Consider the following 18,207-nt stretch of genomic DNA (forward strand, 5'->3'; position numbering starts at 1 on the left):
TGAAAATCCCTATTTTTTCAAATTTATAATAATAATAAATAGGTAAAATATGGAAAAAATGTTACAATGTGACAAGAGGAGTTGATATATAAATGAAATATACTATTGATAAAAATATACCTTTACCATTATTTTACCAGCTAAAGCAAATTATAATCAATTTGATTGATGATGGTGTTTATAAGGAAGATGAAACAATTCCCACTGAACACGAATTAATTGATAAATATCAGTTAAGCAGAACAACAGTTAGACAGGCATTAAATGAGCTTGTAACTGAGGGTTATTTATATAAAAGAAAAGGCGTTGGAACATTTGTTTCATCTAAGAAAAAAATTAATGATCAACAAGAGGTTATCAATTCAACAATATATAAATTAGATAAAGTTATTAATAGAAATGGTTTTGTTTGTAAAACAAAATTTTTAAATGTTGGAATAACTGAGGCTACACCAGATATTGCTAAACACTTATCAATAAATGTAGGTGATCTTGTATGGGTCATGGATAGAGTCAGATATGCTGGAATAAAGGTAGCATCATTTTCACGCTCATATATTGATAAAAAATTATTAGAAAATTTTGATAAAGAGGCTAAAGAAGCAGCACAGCATTTCTACCAGTATCTGGATAGTAAAGGATTAAAGGTATCCATTATTCGAGAAACACTAATTCCAAGTTTACCTGATAGTGAAGTTAGAAAAATTTTAGAAGTCAGCTCTACAAATCCAATTATGCTTGTTCAAGATATTGGATATGCTGACGATGGAGCAGTCATAGAATATTCTATTTCATCTTTAGATGTTACTTTTATTAATATGACAGCAACATTTAAGAGGGGTTAAGATGAAACCGTATATTATTTTTGATATGGATGGAGTTATTATTGATAGTGAAAGTTGGTACATGAACCAGTTAAGGAATTTTTTTGTATCTAGAGGATATGTTATACCAGAGAAGAAACTAGAAGAAATACTAGGTTTAAATACTAAAGATATATTTGATATTTTAAAAGAATATATTAATTATCAAGGTAATATTCAATACCTTTTTGAAAAGTATCTTCAGGAATTAAAATTCCCTAATTATCAGCAAATAGTTTTTCCAAATGTTCAACAATGCATAGAAAATATCTTTCAAAAGAATATTGATATTATCATAGCTTCTTCGTCACCAAGAAAAATAATAAAACAAGTTTTGACAGATTTAAACTTAGATAAGTATATATTATTTTACATGGGAAAAGAAGATGTTAAAAAAACAAAGCCTAGTCCGGAAGTTTATCAAATAATTGTAAGACAACAAAAATATCAAAAGCCATTGTTTGTTGTAGAGGATAGTACTTTTGGAATACAAGCAGCAAAAATGGCAGGTTTAGAAGTTGTTGCTTACTATTCAGGAAAATTTCAAAATAATCAAAGTCAAAGTGATATAATTATTACAAATCACATGCAATTGTTGAAATTATTATAAGGAGGTTTTGACATGACAAAAGAAGAACTAGCTAGTATGTTTGATCATACGTTTTTAAAGGCTTATGCCTCGAGAGATGATTTTATTAAATTATGTGATGAGGCTAAAGATATTGGAGCTGCAATGGTAGCAATTAACAGTGAGCCAGTAAAGTTGTGTAAAGAATTACTGAAAGGAACTTCTATTCATGTCGGTGCAGCTATTTCATTTCCATTAGGACAGACAACATTAGATATCAAATTAGCTGAAACAAAACAGGCTATTGATGATGGAGCTGATGAGATTGATTATGTAATTAATATTGGGAAAGCAAAGATGCATGACTGGGATTATATTGAAAAAGAAATGCAAAGTATTGTGCAACTCTGTCATCAAAATCACAGGATATGTAAAGTTATTTTTGAAAATTGTTACCTTACAAAAGATGAAATAAAGCATATAGCACTCATTGCAAAACAAGTGAAGCCGGATTATATCAAAACGAGTACAGGTTTTGGTACTTCAGGAGCAACAGTAGAAGATGTTCGTTTAATGAAAGAAACAGTTGGAGATGAAGTCAAAGTGAAAGCTGCCGGAGGAATACGTGATTGGAAAACATGCCGAGCAATGATAGAAGCTGGAGCAAGTCGTATTGGAACAAGCAGTTCACTCAAGATATTGGAAGAATTTGAAGAAGATAATCATAAATTATGAGAAGAATAACGTGTTTTATATTTTAAAAAAGAGCATCCCTGAAAAGGATGTTTTTTTGTTATAAAAATTTTTTTAATTTTGTTGTGATAAATCAGTATGTTTATACATTAATAGAGTGAAGGAGATGAGAAAACTATGAAAAAAACAAATATGATAAAATTATTAGGAACAGGAGTCATTATGTTATCAATGGTGACTGGGTGTGGAAATGGACAAAGTGCACAAAAATATACGAGTCTTGTGACACTAGATGTGAATCCTAGTATCCAATTACATTTGGATGAGGACGATAAAGTTATAGAAGCTATCGCAGTTAATGATGATGCTAAAAAAGTATTACAAGATATGGAGTTAGAACAGGCAGATGCAAATGTCGCAATGAATGCTGTCCTTGGATCGCTGGTGAAGAATGGATATTTAAATGCAAATCAAAATACAGTCTTATTGTCAGTTGAAAATGATGATGATCAAGCAAGAGTGGCCTTAGAAGATGAATTGAGTCAATATATTTATACAACATTGAAGAGTTATTCTATTGAAGGTGCTATTTATTCTCAAGATATAGATATTGATGATGATGTGGAATCTTTGATGAATAAATACAGCATTTCTTATGGAAAAGCAAATTTAATTGAAGATATTATAGATGAAAATGATGATGCTAAGAAGACATATAAAGTAGAGGATTTGGTGAAACTTAATGCTCAAGATTTAATTTTAATTTATCAGTCTTTAGATAAAGATGATACACAAAAAAATGCCAATAAAATGGTAGGAAATGTTAGTACAAAACAATATATTACAAAAGATGAAGCTTTAAATATCGCATTAAAGAATGCTTCCGTTTCAAAGAGTCAGATTAAAGAATTGGAAATTGATTATGATATGGAAAATGGTGTTTTGACTTATGATATAGAATTTAAATATAATCAAAATGAATATGAATATGAAGTGAGTGCTGCAAAAGGGATTGTAGAAAGAGAGGTTGAACCAGAAGTTAAACCTGTAAGTAAACCATCAAATACACAACAGACAACACAAAATAAAGTAACAAATCAAAACAATACGAATTACGACAATACAAACTATGATAATACAAACTATAATTCAACAAGTAAACCAGCAGCATCCAAACCATCAACTTCATCACAAACAAGTAAAAACACAAATTATGATAATACAAATTATGATAATACGAATTATGATGATAATACGAATTATCAGTCAACAAATAAACCTGCTACTTCAAAACCATCAACACAACCATCAAGTTCAGGACAATCAACAAATAAAAATACAAATTATGACAATACAAACTATGATAATACAAATTATGATGATCATGATGATGATGATACAAATTATGACAAAGATGATGATCATGATGATACAAATTACGATGATTAATTAACGTAAACTTAATATATTCTTAATATAAACATGCAAGAAATAGATAAATCATAAATGAGATATTAACATCATAGGAGAGATCAATGATGTTAAGAGAGAAAAAATTAGAGAAATTGTTAATTCGATTAAAAAATGAAACAGATATTTTAGGAGAAATATATGATTTGATGCGTGATGATATTTATCGCTATATTTATAGTATTGCCAAATCAAAGGAAATGGCACAGGATTTGACTCACGATACTTTTATACAGATATATAAAAATATTCATCTGTATAAAGAAAATGGTCATCCTAAAGCATGGATAATAACAATCTCTCGCAACATCACTTATATGTCATTTAGAAAACATAATAGGGAACAGGTTGTCGATTATGAAATTGATGATGTAGATGAAGGGATGAAAGATATACATGATAAGATGATGATTCGGGTTCTATTGGATAAACTCTCAGTTGAAGAAAGAGAAATCATCATCTTACATGTAGAAGAAGGATTAACTTTTAAAGAAATTTCTGAAATTATGGAAATGAAATTAACAACAGTTTTAAATAAATATCATCGTTCATTAAAGAAATTGAAAAAAAGTTTGGAGGAATGAACTATGAATAATAGAAAGATAAAAAAGATGATTAGACAGGAATTTCAAAGTGTTCATACACCTTCAAGAAAAAATGAATTACTCCAAGATATACAGTACATATCTCAAGTTAGACCTGAAGATGAAGTTCATAAAAGAAAAATTCATATTCATAAATCATTATCACTTGCAGTTGTTATGTGTATGATTGTGATTGGTTTTCTTTTTTGGCCTTCACAAGAGGCTTATTCAGTTGCCTTTGAAGTGAATCCAAGCATTGAATTGGAAGTCAATAATGAAAGGCGAGTAGAAGAGGTTATTTGTCACAATGAAGATGCAGTTCTTGTTTTAGAAGAGATGGATTTAGAAAATACAGATTTGGATGTAGCTGTAAATGCTATTATAGGAAGTATGTTTAAATATGGATATATAAGTGAAGCTAAAAATTCAGTTTTAGTTAGTGTTCAAGGACAGGATAAAGAAATTAGAGAAGAATTGAAAGAACAAGTTGCATCAGATGTTAAAGATATTTTATCGGGTTATTCATTAAATGCATCAGTTGTTTCACAGGATTACAGTTTTTCTAAAGAACGACAGGAATTAGCTAAAAAATATGGGATTTCTGTAGGTAAGGTCACGTTAATAAAAAAATTAATAGGTGTCAGTCCAGATTATGAATTTTCTGATTTGGTTGATCTTTCCATTAATGATTTAAATACATTAATTCATTATAAAAATATACAGTTTAAAACAATTACGATAGATGGGGTAGAGAGTCATAGTGGATATTTGAGAGATGAAGAAGTTAGAACAAAAGTTTTAGAACATGCTCAAGTGACTCTTAATGATTTGAAGTCGTATGAAGATGAATTGGATGTTAAAAGCAATCAACTTGTATATAATGTGAATTTTACAGATTCATATGCAAGTTATAGTTATCAAGTGAATGCTATTAGTGGAGAAATTGTTTCATTTGATGTGAAAATGTAGGAGTTTATGGAAATAAACTCCTCAATTTATAGAGAGGTTATGCTTATGATTAAGAATTATAAACCTATTCAATATCGGCACGAACTTAAACATATTATCAATCCATTAGAAGCAGAGATTTTAAATCGAAGATTGAATTTATTATTCTCTAAAGATCATTATACATTAAATGAAGGATATTATGATGTTCATAGTCTTTATTTTGATACACCTGATGATAGAGCTTTAAAAGAAAAGTTAAATGGGGTATCACAAAGGCATAAGTTTAGAATACGATATTATAATCATGATTTAAGTTTTATACGATTAGAAAAGAAAATGAAACATAATGGGTTATGTGCGAAACGTTCTACGAAATTGACTGTTAAACAGGTTCAAGATATATTGAATGGAGATATAGATTTTTTATTAAAAAGTGGTAATCCATTAATGATTGAATTTTATAGTGCATTAAAAGGAGAATTATTAAAACCTTGTGTGATTGTATCATACCAAAGGCAGGCTTATACATATGATGTATCCAAGGTAAGATTAACAATAGATAGATATTTGTGTACATATAAAAATATATATGATTTTTTATCATTGGATCATAGAAAAATAGGTGTAGATGATTTTGCAGTATTCGAAGTGAAATATAATGAATTTTTACCTGATATTGTGAAAATGGCGATACAAGGACTTTCACAGAAAACATCAGCCTATTCAAAGTTTGCAAAATGTCGACAGATTGATTGGTAAAGGAGAAGAAAAATGACTTTTCAGGATATATTTCGTTCAAATTTTTTAGAAAATATACATGCTGTTTCATTACTGGATATGTCAATAGCTTTACTTTTGGCATTTATGATGGGGATGTTTATTTTCTTTGTTTATAAAAAAACATATAGTGGGATTATGTATACTTCCAGTTTTGCAATAACACTTGTAGCTTTAACAATGATTACGACATTAGTGATTCTTGCCATTACAAGTAATATTATTTTATCTTTAGGGATGGTTGGTGCTTTATCAATTGTACGATTTAGAACAGCTATTAAAGAACCTATGGACATTGCGTTTTTGTTCTGGAGTATAGCAGTCGGTATTGTATTGGCAGCAGGTTTAATTCCTTTAGCTGTATTTGGGAGTTTATGGATTGGAATTATTCTTTATATCTTTTCTCATAAGAAAAATACACAAAGACCTTATATACTAGTTGTTCATTGTGAAAATCAAAATAGTGAAAAGAATGTCTATCAATTTATTCAAAAACAGGTATATGCTTTTTCGTTGAAAAGCAAGAGTATCAAAAAAGATTGTATTGAACTGAATTATGAAATCAGACTTAAGGATCAGGAAACATCATTTGTTAATGAGCTTTCAGATATGGAAGGTGTTTTATATACAGTGATGGTTTCTTATAATGGAGATTATATGAATTAATATGATTAAACATAAATATATAGATATACTTGTTATGATATTCGTTATCTTTAGTCTTATTATCACTGTTGGTTTGATGTTACCGGGACATTGGGGTATAACACCAGCCTATCAATTACCTGCTTATGCTTCTAAATTATTTGATCAAAGTTATGTTCATACGATTGATATACAATTGGAAAATCCACAGAAATTTTTTGATCAGGCACAAGCCAAAGAATATCATGTATCTTCTATAACGATAGATGGAGAAACCTTTGATATGGTAGGGCTGAGAGTGAAGGGAAATAATTCGTTAGAACTTATTGACCGTTATGAATCAGATCGTTTTAGTCTAAAAATAGAATTTGATCATTATGATTCAGGATATCATTATTATGGTTTGGATAAGTTTACATTAGATTGTTCTTTTCAAGATAATGCATACTTAAAAAACTATATGACTTACGATATGATGTCTTTTATGGGTGTTCCATCTCCTCTAACAAGTTATGTCTGGGTGACAATCAATCAAAAAGATTGGGGATTATTTTTAGCGATTGAAGAACCAGAAGAAGCTTTTGTAAAAAGAAATTATGGAAAAGATCATGGAATTCTTTATAAACCTGGATATACAGATGTTTATGCACCTAATAAAGATTTAGCGTTACAGTATATTGATGAGAATATTGAATCGTATCCTAATTTATTTAATAATGCGAAATTTAAGATAACTGAAGCTGATAAAAAAAGATTAATTCAATCATTAAAAATATTAGATGATAATCAAAATATAGAAAAAGCTGTCAACATAGATGAGGTTTTAAGATATTTCGTAGTACAGGTTTTTGTGGTTAATTTAGATAGTTATTTAGGTCCAACAGGACATAACTATTATTTATATGAAGAAGATGGTATGATTTCAATGCTTCCCTGGGATTATAATCTAGCATATGGTACATATTCATTAGGTATGCCTAATCCTAGTAATGATGTGACAAAATATGTGAATTATCCTATTAATACGCCTTATACTCAAGAGGTTATGTTTAATAGACCGTTGTACCATCATGTTATGCAACATGATGAGTATTTTAAACAATATCATGAATATTTCCAATATTTTATTGATGAATATTTTGAAAGTGGATATTTTCAAAAGAAGGTAGAAGACACAACGCAAATGATAGATTCTTATGTACGAAAAGATCCAACTGCATTTTGTTCTTATCAAGATTATCTTTTAGGCGTAGATACATTTCAGGAGTTTTGCTTACTAAGATCAAAAAGTATTAGAGGACAATTAGAAGGACAGTTACCTGCCAATCTATCCCAACAAAATGAAGAATCACCAAGAATAGATGCTTCACATATACGATTGGAAGATATGGGAGAAATTGCAGATTTATATGATGAACAATAATAGTATTTCAAATTGAGAATACTTAAAGAAGGAAAATCTATTTAAATAGAAATTCCTTTTTTATTTAAGGGAGACTATTCTATTTGGTTATAGTGGATTTCATTATTGTTATTGTACAAAAGAATAAAATAAAGAAGATAAAAGAAGAATGTATATTATGAATATTCTTGAACCTAACATTTCCCTTCTTAAGAAGCAATAAATATTTAGTAATCAGGCATTAAAAAATTAATTGTTCCCTTATTAATTGAACAGTTATTATTATTGCTGGTTGGTATGATAGATACCTTGATAATCAAAATGTATAAAGTGTATTCTTTTGTTATGAAGTAAGATCATTTTGTTTAAAGATATCATTTTAATAATTTCTAAGTTTTCTAAATAAAAATGGAAGTTCTCTTAAAATTATGTAAAAGAAGTTTAAGTTTTTGTAAATGCTATTGAGGTCTTCTTTGATATTGTTTAAAGTATACACGGAAGTATTGAAAGATACTTTAAATTAAAAAAGGGAGAATGAAAATGAACGAAAACTTAAAAAGAAAATTACTTCTTTCATTAGCAACTATGACAACAGTGTCATCAATGTGTAGCGCTTCAGTTTTTGCATTCGGAGTTCATGCAGATGGATATAAAGATTATATTTCTAATGTCCAAAATGAATCTGGATATCAAGACTGGTATAATAACACTTGGAACAATAAAGAAGAATTTGATTCAGGAAAAGTTATTTTAACACCTGGTAAAACAGAAAAAGATTTAAATTTTGCATGGTATTCAAAAGTCGCTGGGACACCACAAGTTAAAATGTCTAAATCTCAAGATATGAGTAATGCTACTGTATTTGAAGGGAAAGCTCAAAGTATTAATAAAACAAATGATTTTGATACTGATGCAGAATATTATAAAGCATCAAATAAAGTATCAGTTGACAATTATTTAGAAGAAAACACAACTTATTACTATCAATACAGTGTAGATGGAAGTACATGGAGTGATACTTATACATATCAGACACATTCATTTACAAACTTCCAGACAATTCTTGTAGGAGATCCACAAATTGGTGCTTCTGGATCATCAGGTGAAAAATCTAATGATGATCAAAATATTGCAAATGATACTTATTCATGGAACAAAACTTTAACTCAGGCAATGAAAACAGCACCTGATGCAAGCTTTATTTTATCTGCAGGAGATCAAATTGATTATTCAGAAGTTACAAATGATAATTCAGCTGAAGATAAAGCACGTTATATTATTAAAGAACAGGAATATGCTGGATATTTATATCCTCAATATCTAAGAAGTATTCCTGTCGCAACAACAATTGGTAATCATGAATCTAAAGGTGATGATTACAAATTACATTACAATAATCCAAACGCATCTGCATTAGGATCTACAAATGCAGGAGGAAACTATTACTATAGTTATGGTGATGCATTAATTATTTCTTTAAATAGTAATAGCCGTAATGTTGCTCAACACAAAGCATTCTTAGAAGAAGCTATTAGCAGTCATGAAGATGCAAAATGGCGTATCGTTATGTTCCATCATGATATTTATGGAGCTGGCGCACCTCATGCTAATACGGATGGAGCTAACTTAAGAATTTTATTTGCACCATTAATGGATGAATTTGATATTGATGTATGTTTAACTGGGCACGATCATTCTTATGCACGTACTTTCCAAATTTTAGATGGTAAAGTTATTACAACTGAAGGAGTTGGAGAAGATGCAGCGAGTACTGCATATAATCCAGAAGGAACTTTATATATCGCTGCTGGTTCAGCAACAGGAAGTAAATTCTATGCTTTAAGTACAGATAAACAATATTACTTAGCTGAACGTTCTAATAATCCAATTCCAACATTCTCAACAATTGATTTTACAAGTGATTCATTTACAATCAAAACATATGATGTTAATGGAGATAAATATGCAAATGATGTTACTATTAAAAAAGATGAAAAAGCAACTTCAATTGAAGAATTAAAAGCTGATTTACAATCAATGGATAAAGTAGATATGACAAGTGGATCAAAACAACGTATTGAAGAAGCTTTAAATGGCTTATCTACAACTTTAGAAACTGTTGATGATTCTGTGGCTATCGATGATTTAGCTTCAAGATGGAATACTAACAACGATCCATTAGATTACTATGCTAGAGCAAAAGATACAGATTATAGAGATCCAAATAACACTGATGCTTTAAAACAAGGATACTCAAAATTCTTGGATAAGACATTCTATGAAGCTGATAAAAATGCAGCAGTTGATGAAGCAACAATTGATCAAGTTTATACAAATATGTTAACAGCTAAATCTGAAGTTGTGACAAAAGCAGAATATGCAGATTTACAGGCACAATTCGATGAAGCTGGAAAATTCTTATCAACAATTGAAATTGGAAATAAAAAAGGTCAATATACACAAGAAAATGTTAATGCGTATAAACAAGCTTTAGCTCAATTAAAAACACAAATGAATGAATCAAAGATTACAAAAACAGAATTAACTTCATTACTTGATTCATTAAAACAAGAACAAACAGAATTACAATCTTTAGTTAATAAAGAAGATATAACACCTGTTACACCTGTAAACCCAGATGAGAATAATCAAAATAACAATCAAAACCAACAAGAAACAAATAAAGATCAGACTCCTTCTCAAACAACTGATCAATCTGGCAAATCAGATCAAATAGTACAGACTTCAAATTCTGCTACGTCTAAAGATGCTGTTAAAACTGAGGATACAGCCAACGTTTTAGGATTAACATTATTAGCAGTAGGTTCATTAGCTGGAATTGTATCTTATAAGGTTTATAGAAAAAAAGAGACTGAATAATTGATTGAAGTAACAAGACAGACTTGTTCTGTCTTGTTTTCGTTATTGGAGGGTTTTATGAAATTGTGGAATGAATTTATGAGTTTGAATAGAAAAGAACAAATAAAACATATTGTTGTTTGGATATGTGTTTTATTGTTTTTTGTGTTTTTGTATTTTTTTAATCAAGGAGTAGATAAAGTGTCTTTAATGGATACTGAAGGTGCTCAATTTGAAAGAGCAACGGTTGTGGAAATTATTTCTGAAAGTAGAGATGAAAGTGGACAACAATTGGGAACACAGGTTGTTAATGTTGAACTCAAATCTGGAGATTATGCCGGAGAGATTGTCGAAGCAACAAATATCGATAGTTATCTGTATGGTGCTGATTGTCAAGTTGGAACAGATGTTATTGTACAAGTCAGTGAATATGACGGATCATTTTCAGCTAGCGTGTATAATTATGATAGAACGAATACATTATTTATGATTGTTGCATTTTTTCTCATTTGTTTAGTTATGATTGGAAAAAGAAAAGGTCTCACTTCAGCTATTAGTTTAATTTTTACATTTATTTGTATTATTTATTTATATCTACCAATGTTATACTTAGGATTTTCACCGTTTTTAGGAGCTGTTATAGTTACCATTATAACAACGTTAATGACGATGTATCTGATAGGCGGATTTTCTATGAAAACATATTGTTCTATTATTGGAACAGTTTGTGGGGTTGTTGTGGCAGGATTATTTGCTGCGTTATGTGGAATGTTTACAAATATTAATGGTTATAATGTAGAAGATATAGAATCATTAATATATATTGGACAGAGTGTACCATTGGATGTTAGTGGATTATTATTCTCCGCTATTTTAATTGCATCATTAGGTGCTGTTGTTGATATGTCAATGTCAATTGCAACAACGTTAGAAGAATTAGTATATCATAATCCTAATATATCAAGAGCGATTTTATTTAAGAGTGGTATTAAAATTGGTGGAGATATGATGGGAACAATGTCTAATACATTGATTTTAGCATTTGTTGGAAGTTCTTTAAGTACATTGATGATTTATTATGCATATAATATTCCATTTTTACAGATGATTAATTCTTATGATATAGGTATTGAAATTATTCAAGGGATCTCAGGGTCTTTGGGGGTTATTATGACTGTACCTTTTGTTTCATTTGTTTCTTCAGTGTTCATGACAAAAAAGGCAAAAAAAAGACGTTATTAAAACACGTTAATCATTTTGATCAACGTGTTTTCTTTTAGTCTAAATCTTCTCCATGACTTTCAATCACTTTTTTATACCAGTAGAAAGAATCTTTACGATAACGATTATAAGTTCCATGACCTTGATCATCTTTATCTACATAAATAAAACCATAACGTTTACGCATTTCTCCAGTACCTGCTGATACTAAATCAATACATCCCCACGTTGTATATCCAATCAAATTAACACCATTATCAATGGCTTTTCCCATTTCTTTAATATGATCTCTTAAATAGTCGATACGATAATCATCATGAATGCTTCCGTCTTCTTCTAAAGTATCATAAGCACCTAAACCATTTTCTACAACCATTAATGGTTTTTCATAACGATCATAAATCATTTCTAGATAATAGCGTAATCCTAGAGGGTCTTGAGCCCATCCCCAATCAGAATATGTTAAATATGGGTTTCTTGCTCCAGCAGCAAAGTTACCAGAAACCATATCATCTGTTTCATGTGTTGTTTCGATAGATGACATATAGTAAGAGAATGTATACATATCGACACAACCATTTCTTAAATCTTCTAAATCTTGTTCAGTGATATCTAATTGAACATGATGTTCATTCCATAATCTTTTCGCAAAAGTTGGATATTTTCCTTTACATTGAACATCTCCACAATAGAAAATACTCTTTTCCCACATATGGCGATTAGCCATAATATCTTGAGGATCACATGTTCCTGGATAAAATGTAATGCCACAAATCATACATCCAATCATATTATTTGGATCAATTTCATGACCAATCTGAACTGCTTTTGCACTTGCAACAAATTGATAATGAAGTTGTTGATAACCTTGTTGATGTTCTTTATCTCCTGCATGATTACCAAAAAGATTTAACATCATGACTGTGTTATTGATTTCATTGAAAGTTAACCAATATTTTACTAGTCCTTGATATTCTTTAAAACAAGTTGTCGCAAAACGTACGTAAAAATCAATCAATTGACGATTGTTCCATCCACCATAATGTTCTTCTAAATATAGTGGTGTATCAAAATGCCAGATAGTCACTAATGGTTCAATACTATGTTTTTTACATTCCATAAAGACGGAACGATAAAATTCAACTCCTTTTGGATTTGGTGTTTCTTCGTCACCATGAGGATATAAACGTGACCATGAAATAGACAGTCTAAACATTTTAAATCCCATTTCAGCAAGTAATGCGATATCTTCCTTATAATGATGATAAAAATCTACACCATCATGATTAGGATAATAGTAATCATCTAATACCGCATATTTAGCACCACTAGGAATAGGTTGGCCGTTTACAACTTTACCAGGTTTTCCATCTTTATCAATAAATGTGACATATCTAGGTTCTTTTACAGAACCTCCTGTTGTCACGTCTGTTTTGGCAGGACCACGCCCATCTACATTCCATGCTCCTTCAGCCTGGTTTGCAGCAATTGCTCCACCCCATAAAAAATTGTCTTGAAAACTCATATCTTATATTCCTCCTTATACTCTATATTGTAATAGCGAATGATGAAAAAACAAATACTTAAAAAGAATGTATATATATGCCTTTTACAATATTAAACTTCATAAATAAGTCATAAAGTCAATTTATATTGAAAAGATATTTAGGTTTACTTATTAAAAGTTGTCTAAGAATATACTTTAAAAAATATGAGATTAAGAATTAATTAAAATTTGTTTTTTTGTATATTCTCGTCTTTAATCATGTTACTATTAATGTGAGAAGAGAGTTATAAAATAGGAGGGTTTAAAATGAAAATTCTTGTCTTTGAAAAAGAGGAGCATCTTGATGCTTATGTAGGAGAATATATCTGTCATTTTATTAGAAATCATTCGCAACCAGTTATTGGGTTTGCAACAGGATCAACACCACTTGGAGTTTATCGCTATTTTATAGACAATTATCAGGCTCAAAAAGTAAGTTTTCGTCAGGTCAAAGCATTCAATTTAGATGAATATGTAGGATTAACTCCAAGTCATCCACATAGTTTTGCATCAGCAATGAAAAATGAACTTTTTTCCCACATTGATATTTTACCTGAAAATATCAATGCTTTAGATGGATCAAAAGAAGATATGATTCAAGAATGTCAAAGATATGAATCTTTGATTGATGCCAATCCTATTGATATCCAAATTTTAGGAATTGGAATGGATGGACACATTGCTTATAATGAGCCAGGAAGTCTACTTGATGGAGCATGTCATGTTGTGAATTTACATCAAGAATCTATAGAAAGTTCACTTGATTATGGATTTGATCATATTGAAGATGTTCCTACACAAGGTGTCACACAGGGAATTGGTACAATCATGAAAGCAAAACAACTGATCATGATGGCTAAGGGAGAAAAGAAAGCTGATTTAGTGAAAAGAATGATTTATGGTGAAGTGACTTCAGATTTCCCTAGTTCTATTATTCAAAGACATCCAAATGTGATTGTTTGTTTGGATCAAGAAGCTGCAAGTCAATTGAAGGAGGAAGATTATGAAAAGCGTTAAAATAGTAACAATTGGTGGTGGTTCTTCCTATACACCAGAGCTTATTGAAGGATTTATCAAAAGATATGATGAATTACCTGTTAGAGAATTATGGCTTGTTGATATTGAAGAAGGGAAACATAAGTTGGAAATTGTAGGAAATCTTGCTAAAAGAATGGTTAAAAAAGCAGGAATCCCTATGAAAATTTATATGACTCTTGATCGTCAGGAGGCATTGAAAGATGCAAATTTTGTCACAACTCAATTTAGAGTTGGGCAATTAGATGCGAGAGAAAAGGATGAATTGATTCCTTTGAAATATGGTGTCATTGGACAGGAAACAAATGGACCAGGTGGAATGTTTAAAGCTTTAAGAACGATACCTGTTATCTTTGATATTATTAAGGATTGTGAAAAATTATGCCCAGATGCTTGGATTATCTCATTTACAAACCCATCAGGAATTAATGCTGAAGCTGTTTTTAGACATACAGGATGGAAAAAATTTATTGGTTTATGCAATGGACCAGTCAATATGATTAAGGATATTGAACATATCTTAAATGTCAAAGAAGATGACCAATTAGATGTCAAGATTGGTGGAATCAATCATATGATCTATGCGTTAGATATTACATTAAATGGAGAAAATGCCAATAGAAAGCTTATTGACACAATGATTGATCAGGGAAATAGGGAATCTTTGAAGAACATTGTTGATATTCCATGGTCAAAAGAATTTTTAAATAGCTATGGATATTTAGGAATTGGGTACTTGCGTTATTATTTACAAAAACAGCAGATGTTAGAACATTGCCAGGAAGATGCCGCAAAAGGACAATGTCGTGCCCAAGTTGTTAAAAAGGTTGAAAAAGAATTGTTTGAAAAATATAAAGATGAGACTCTTGATGTCAAACCAAAAGAATTGGAACAAAGAGGTGGGGCTTATTATAGTGATGCAGCCTGTAATTTGATTTCATCTTTATACAATGATAAAGGAGATATTCAAGTTGTTGATACATTAAATCAAGGAGCTATTTCTAATATGCCAGATGATGTTGTGGTAGAAGTCAGCTGCAAGATTACCAAAGATGGACCTATACCAATTCCTGTTGGAGAATTGCCATTACAGACAGTTGGATTAATTCATCAATTAAAAGCCTTTGAAATTTTAACAACAAATGTAGCATTGAGTGGTAACTATGATGATGCTTTGGTTGCTATGACAATTAACCCACTTGTCCAAAGTGAAATCACTGCCAAAAAGATACTGGATGAAATGCTAGAAGCTCATAAAAAATATTTACCTCAATTTTACAAATAAAAATTGAAAAAGCATCCCATAATTGTCTTTCCTATATTGATTTTAATAATATAAAAGTATGAAAAAAGATGTCTGACTTTGATGAGGTCAAGCATCTTTTTTCGTACTCACAGTTTTATGAATATATGTTTATATAATAATGTTATAAATGTTGACTAAGATAAAGCACAATATCCTGTTTGTTCAATAATATACTGTCCTTGTGAAGAGAGAAGATATTCTTTTAGCTTTTTGACATTATCTTTTTGATTTGACTTTAATGTGACACAATACAAATAAGTAGAAATAGGATATGTTTGATTTTTAATATTCTCAGTTGTTGGCTTAATACCATCTACAGATAATATTTTCACATCTTGTTCTTGATGAAGGCCTTCTAGGAAATATCTAAACGTATATCCAATGGCATCTTTTTCGCCATTATATTGCGCCGTATCACTAATAATACCTGTCATTGCTGAAACATATTCATATTGAAGGGGTTCTTTTAATGAAAGATCACCCATGAAATAAGTCATCATAGCTTGACTGCCAGATCTTTCTGGTCTTTGAAAAGCAAGGATTTCTTTATTTTTTCCACCAACATCTTTCCAATTGGTGATATCCCCGTGATAGATATCTTTAATTTGTTGTGTTGATAAGTTAGATACAGGATTGCCTTTATTTACAAAGAAGACAAAAGCTTCCTGACCAATAGGTGTATACTCAAATTCAACACCAGCTTCTTTAGCTTCTTCCAATTGTGACTGAGATGGTTTGGCTCCAAAAAACATATCAACTTCTCCATTGATTAAACGTGAATAACCGACAGATGTGTTTGTAAATGTAACAATTTTTCCATTGGTATTATAGTTATAGAAGTCTTCTGTTTCACTATAAGCTTTTTCTATCTGATCAATATCTTTATAGACAGCTTTTGCAATGGCACTATAAACAGGATAACAGGCTTCAGCTCCATCGAGAATAGGCATATCTTTTTCGTTTTCAATCACCAAAGTGCTCGGTTCCTGAAGCTCTACAAGCTGACTATTTTCACTATAAGGAGTAAAAGCGGAGAGATCTGTGCTGGAATAACCATTCATATAGTCAAAATCATGTCCACCTTTGTATTTGTGTGATGGGCTAGTTTGATAGATATAGATACTTGTAGTTGTTGTTATGATCATCGCTAAGGACCATAAAATTATACGACGTGTTTGGATTTGAGGTTTTGTCATTGCATAAATAATTATCAAATGAGCTAAGAGAATAACAATAGGACTTATAAAAGCAACGGAATAAAATCCTAAAAAAGTAGCAGAAATAAATAACGGACTAAAAGGAATAGCAATCATATAGAAGATATTCCAGTAGGGAGAAGATAAATAGCCTTGAGATAATATGAAAGAAATAGATAATGCTGTTGAAATTAATATTACAAGGAAAGATTGGAAAAGAAAATAGTTTTCATTCAAATGATTTTTTCTTTTGAGTCTAAATGTGTAAATCCATAAAAAGAGAATCATCAAAAAAGAATAGATTTGAGGTGCAAATGTAAATCCAAAAGCAGGTAAAGAGAGAAGAAAATAAAGTAAGAAATAACGAAAAAAGAAATATTTAAAATATTGCTTCATAGATATAACCTCCTATCTTGATTGTAATACAAAGATGTGTATGATGAGTGAAAAAGTATTTGAATACTTATGTTTTTTATTATTGTTGTTTATGGAGAGAATAAGCAACATGCATCTCAATATTCTTTTGTTAGTGATGGACAAGTTTATAAAAAGATATAGATGATTCCTATATTCTTGATGTTTATATGTTAGATGGAGATTCTTGTTATACAGATGACTAGACTTTATATGATTAGAATCTTCAAGTTATACAAAAAAATCAGCTAAAAAGCTGATTACTCTGTTTCCACTAAAATACAGGCCAAAATAGGTGTAATGCCTTGATCTTTCATATATTGTAATAACTGATCATCATATGTGCCAGGTTGCATCCAGGCATATCGAATACCGATACCAGACATTTCATCTACATAATCGTATGCAAACTTTTTATTTACAACAAAGACGACAACATCTATTGGATGATCAATGGCTTCTAATGATGGATAAATATTATAATCTTCAATCGTTTGATATTTTGGTGAAACACCATAAGTTTGATAACCTTTTTCTAATAAACGTTTAAATATTTTATAACCATATTTTTCTTGATTAGGAGTCACTCCTACAACCGCAAAATGATAATATTTTTCTAAGATATCTTTAGGATTCATAAACTCACCTCAAAAGTATTATAACATATGCCAGATTTT

The 18,207-nt window shown here is 30.1% G+C and carries 16 protein-coding genes; 13 read left to right on the forward strand and 3 right to left on the reverse strand.

What is annotated here, in order from left to right; genetic code table 11:
• Positions 1 to 92 precede the first annotated feature (92 nt).
• The 11 genes from ACZYT4_RS05135 (at position 93) to ACZYT4_RS05185 (ending at position 12,054) form a co-directional block, all read left to right on the forward strand.
• Positions 93 to 845: a GntR family transcriptional regulator gene (locus tag ACZYT4_RS05135; protein ID WP_463783107.1), complete on the forward strand. Its 753-nt coding sequence runs from the start codon at positions 93 to 95 to the stop codon at positions 843 to 845.
• 1 nt (position 846) lies between these two features.
• A complete protein-coding gene (locus ACZYT4_RS05140; protein ID WP_087304927.1) occupies positions 847 to 1,473 on the forward strand; it encodes an HAD family hydrolase in 627 nt (208 codons plus the stop codon).
• 12 nt (positions 1,474 to 1,485) lie between these two features.
• Entirely contained in the window at positions 1,486 to 2,166 is a 681-nt protein-coding gene (deoC, locus tag ACZYT4_RS05145; RefSeq protein WP_463783109.1) for a deoxyribose-phosphate aldolase, read from the forward strand.
• A gap of 135 nt (positions 2,167 to 2,301) precedes the next feature.
• Positions 2,302 to 3,573, forward strand: a complete 1,272-nt coding sequence (locus tag ACZYT4_RS05150; protein WP_463783112.1) for an anti-sigma-I factor RsgI family protein — start codon at positions 2,302 to 2,304, stop codon at positions 3,571 to 3,573.
• 89 nt (positions 3,574 to 3,662) lie between these two features.
• Positions 3,663 to 4,178 (forward strand): RNA polymerase sigma factor, encoded by a 516-nt coding sequence (locus ACZYT4_RS05155; RefSeq protein ID WP_463783114.1) that lies wholly within the window; start codon positions 3,663 to 3,665, stop codon positions 4,176 to 4,178.
• A gap of 3 nt (positions 4,179 to 4,181) precedes the next feature.
• Positions 4,182 to 5,147: a PepSY domain-containing protein gene (locus ACZYT4_RS05160; RefSeq protein ID WP_087936593.1), complete on the forward strand. Its 966-nt coding sequence runs from the start codon at positions 4,182 to 4,184 to the stop codon at positions 5,145 to 5,147.
• 45 nt (positions 5,148 to 5,192) lie between these two features.
• Positions 5,193 to 5,888 (forward strand): polyphosphate polymerase domain-containing protein, encoded by a 696-nt coding sequence (locus tag ACZYT4_RS05165; protein WP_289527179.1) that lies wholly within the window; start codon positions 5,193 to 5,195, stop codon positions 5,886 to 5,888.
• A gap of 12 nt (positions 5,889 to 5,900) precedes the next feature.
• Positions 5,901 to 6,572 carry a DUF4956 domain-containing protein gene (locus ACZYT4_RS05170; protein ID WP_463783118.1) on the forward strand — a complete coding sequence of 224 codons (672 nt, stop codon included), beginning with the start codon at positions 5,901 to 5,903 and terminating at the stop codon, positions 6,570 to 6,572.
• A gap of 1 nt (position 6,573) precedes the next feature.
• The gene (locus ACZYT4_RS05175; protein ID WP_463783120.1) at positions 6,574 to 7,974 is read left to right on the forward strand and encodes a CotH kinase family protein; all 1,401 of its coding nucleotides are present in this window, start codon (positions 6,574 to 6,576) and stop codon (positions 7,972 to 7,974) included.
• A gap of 519 nt (positions 7,975 to 8,493) precedes the next feature.
• Positions 8,494 to 10,833, forward strand: coding sequence for a purple acid phosphatase family protein (locus ACZYT4_RS05180; RefSeq protein ID WP_463783122.1), 2,340 nt, complete (start codon positions 8,494 to 8,496; stop codon positions 10,831 to 10,833).
• Between the two features lie 57 nt (positions 10,834 to 10,890).
• On the forward strand, positions 10,891 to 12,054 hold the full coding sequence (locus ACZYT4_RS05185) for a YibE/F family protein (RefSeq protein WP_463783126.1): 1,164 nt from the start codon (positions 10,891 to 10,893) through the stop codon (positions 12,052 to 12,054).
• 34 nt (positions 12,055 to 12,088) lie between these two features.
• Here ACZYT4_RS05185 and ACZYT4_RS05190 read toward each other — a convergent pair whose 3' ends face one another.
• On the reverse strand, positions 12,089 to 13,558 hold the full coding sequence (locus ACZYT4_RS05190) for a family 1 glycosylhydrolase (RefSeq protein ID WP_463783129.1): 1,470 nt from the start codon (positions 13,556 to 13,558) through the stop codon (positions 12,089 to 12,091).
• A 288-nt stretch (positions 13,559 to 13,846) separates the two neighbouring features.
• Here ACZYT4_RS05190 and nagB point away from each other — a divergent pair, with 288 nt between their 5' ends.
• Both nagB and ACZYT4_RS05200 read left to right on the forward strand, forming a co-directional pair.
• Complete coding sequence (gene nagB / locus ACZYT4_RS05195; protein ID WP_463783132.1) at positions 13,847 to 14,596, forward strand: glucosamine-6-phosphate deaminase; 750 nt, start codon at positions 13,847 to 13,849, stop codon at positions 14,594 to 14,596.
• Entirely contained in the window at positions 14,583 to 15,899 is a 1,317-nt protein-coding gene (locus ACZYT4_RS05200) for a 6-phospho-beta-glucosidase (protein ID WP_463783134.1), read from the forward strand. Before nagB ends, ACZYT4_RS05200 begins: the two co-directional genes overlap by 14 nt.
• A 155-nt stretch (positions 15,900 to 16,054) precedes the next feature.
• Here ACZYT4_RS05200 and ACZYT4_RS05205 read toward each other — a convergent pair whose 3' ends face one another.
• On the reverse strand, positions 16,055 to 17,512 hold the full coding sequence (locus ACZYT4_RS05205; RefSeq protein ID WP_463783137.1) for a PstS family phosphate ABC transporter substrate-binding protein: 1,458 nt from the start codon (positions 17,510 to 17,512) through the stop codon (positions 16,055 to 16,057).
• A 278-nt stretch (positions 17,513 to 17,790) separates the two neighbouring features.
• On the reverse strand, positions 17,791 to 18,168 hold the full coding sequence (locus ACZYT4_RS05210; protein WP_463783140.1) for a CoA-binding protein: 378 nt from the start codon (positions 18,166 to 18,168) through the stop codon (positions 17,791 to 17,793).
• Positions 18,169 to 18,207 lie beyond the last annotated feature (39 nt).

It is taken from the genome of Massilimicrobiota sp. mt181 (assembly GCF_055420065.1).

Coding starts and splice junctions, on each gene's coding strand:
- ACZYT4_RS05135 (WP_463783107.1), top strand. CDS start 93: ATGAAATATACTATTGATAAAAATATACCTTTACCATTATTTTACCAG.
- ACZYT4_RS05140 (WP_087304927.1), top strand. CDS start 847: ATGAAACCGTATATTATTTTTGATATGGATGGAGTTATTATTGATAGT.
- deoC (WP_463783109.1), top strand. CDS start 1,486: ATGACAAAAGAAGAACTAGCTAGTATGTTTGATCATACGTTTTTAAAG.
- ACZYT4_RS05150 (WP_463783112.1), top strand. CDS start 2,302: ATGAAAAAAACAAATATGATAAAATTATTAGGAACAGGAGTCATTATG.
- ACZYT4_RS05155 (WP_463783114.1), top strand. CDS start 3,663: ATGTTAAGAGAGAAAAAATTAGAGAAATTGTTAATTCGATTAAAAAAT.
- ACZYT4_RS05160 (WP_087936593.1), top strand. CDS start 4,182: ATGAATAATAGAAAGATAAAAAAGATGATTAGACAGGAATTTCAAAGT.
- ACZYT4_RS05165 (WP_289527179.1), top strand. CDS start 5,193: ATGATTAAGAATTATAAACCTATTCAATATCGGCACGAACTTAAACAT.
- ACZYT4_RS05170 (WP_463783118.1), top strand. CDS start 5,901: ATGACTTTTCAGGATATATTTCGTTCAAATTTTTTAGAAAATATACAT.
- ACZYT4_RS05175 (WP_463783120.1), top strand. CDS start 6,574: ATGATTAAACATAAATATATAGATATACTTGTTATGATATTCGTTATC.
- ACZYT4_RS05180 (WP_463783122.1), top strand. CDS start 8,494: ATGAACGAAAACTTAAAAAGAAAATTACTTCTTTCATTAGCAACTATG.
- ACZYT4_RS05185 (WP_463783126.1), top strand. CDS start 10,891: ATGAAATTGTGGAATGAATTTATGAGTTTGAATAGAAAAGAACAAATA.
- ACZYT4_RS05190 (WP_463783129.1), bottom strand. CDS start 13,558: ATGAGTTTTCAAGACAATTTTTTATGGGGTGGAGCAATTGCTGCAAAC.
- nagB (WP_463783132.1), top strand. CDS start 13,847: ATGAAAATTCTTGTCTTTGAAAAAGAGGAGCATCTTGATGCTTATGTA.
- ACZYT4_RS05200 (WP_463783134.1), top strand. CDS start 14,583: ATGAAAAGCGTTAAAATAGTAACAATTGGTGGTGGTTCTTCCTATACA.
- ACZYT4_RS05205 (WP_463783137.1), bottom strand. CDS start 17,512: ATGAAGCAATATTTTAAATATTTCTTTTTTCGTTATTTCTTACTTTAT.
- ACZYT4_RS05210 (WP_463783140.1), bottom strand. CDS start 18,168: ATGAATCCTAAAGATATCTTAGAAAAATATTATCATTTTGCGGTTGTA.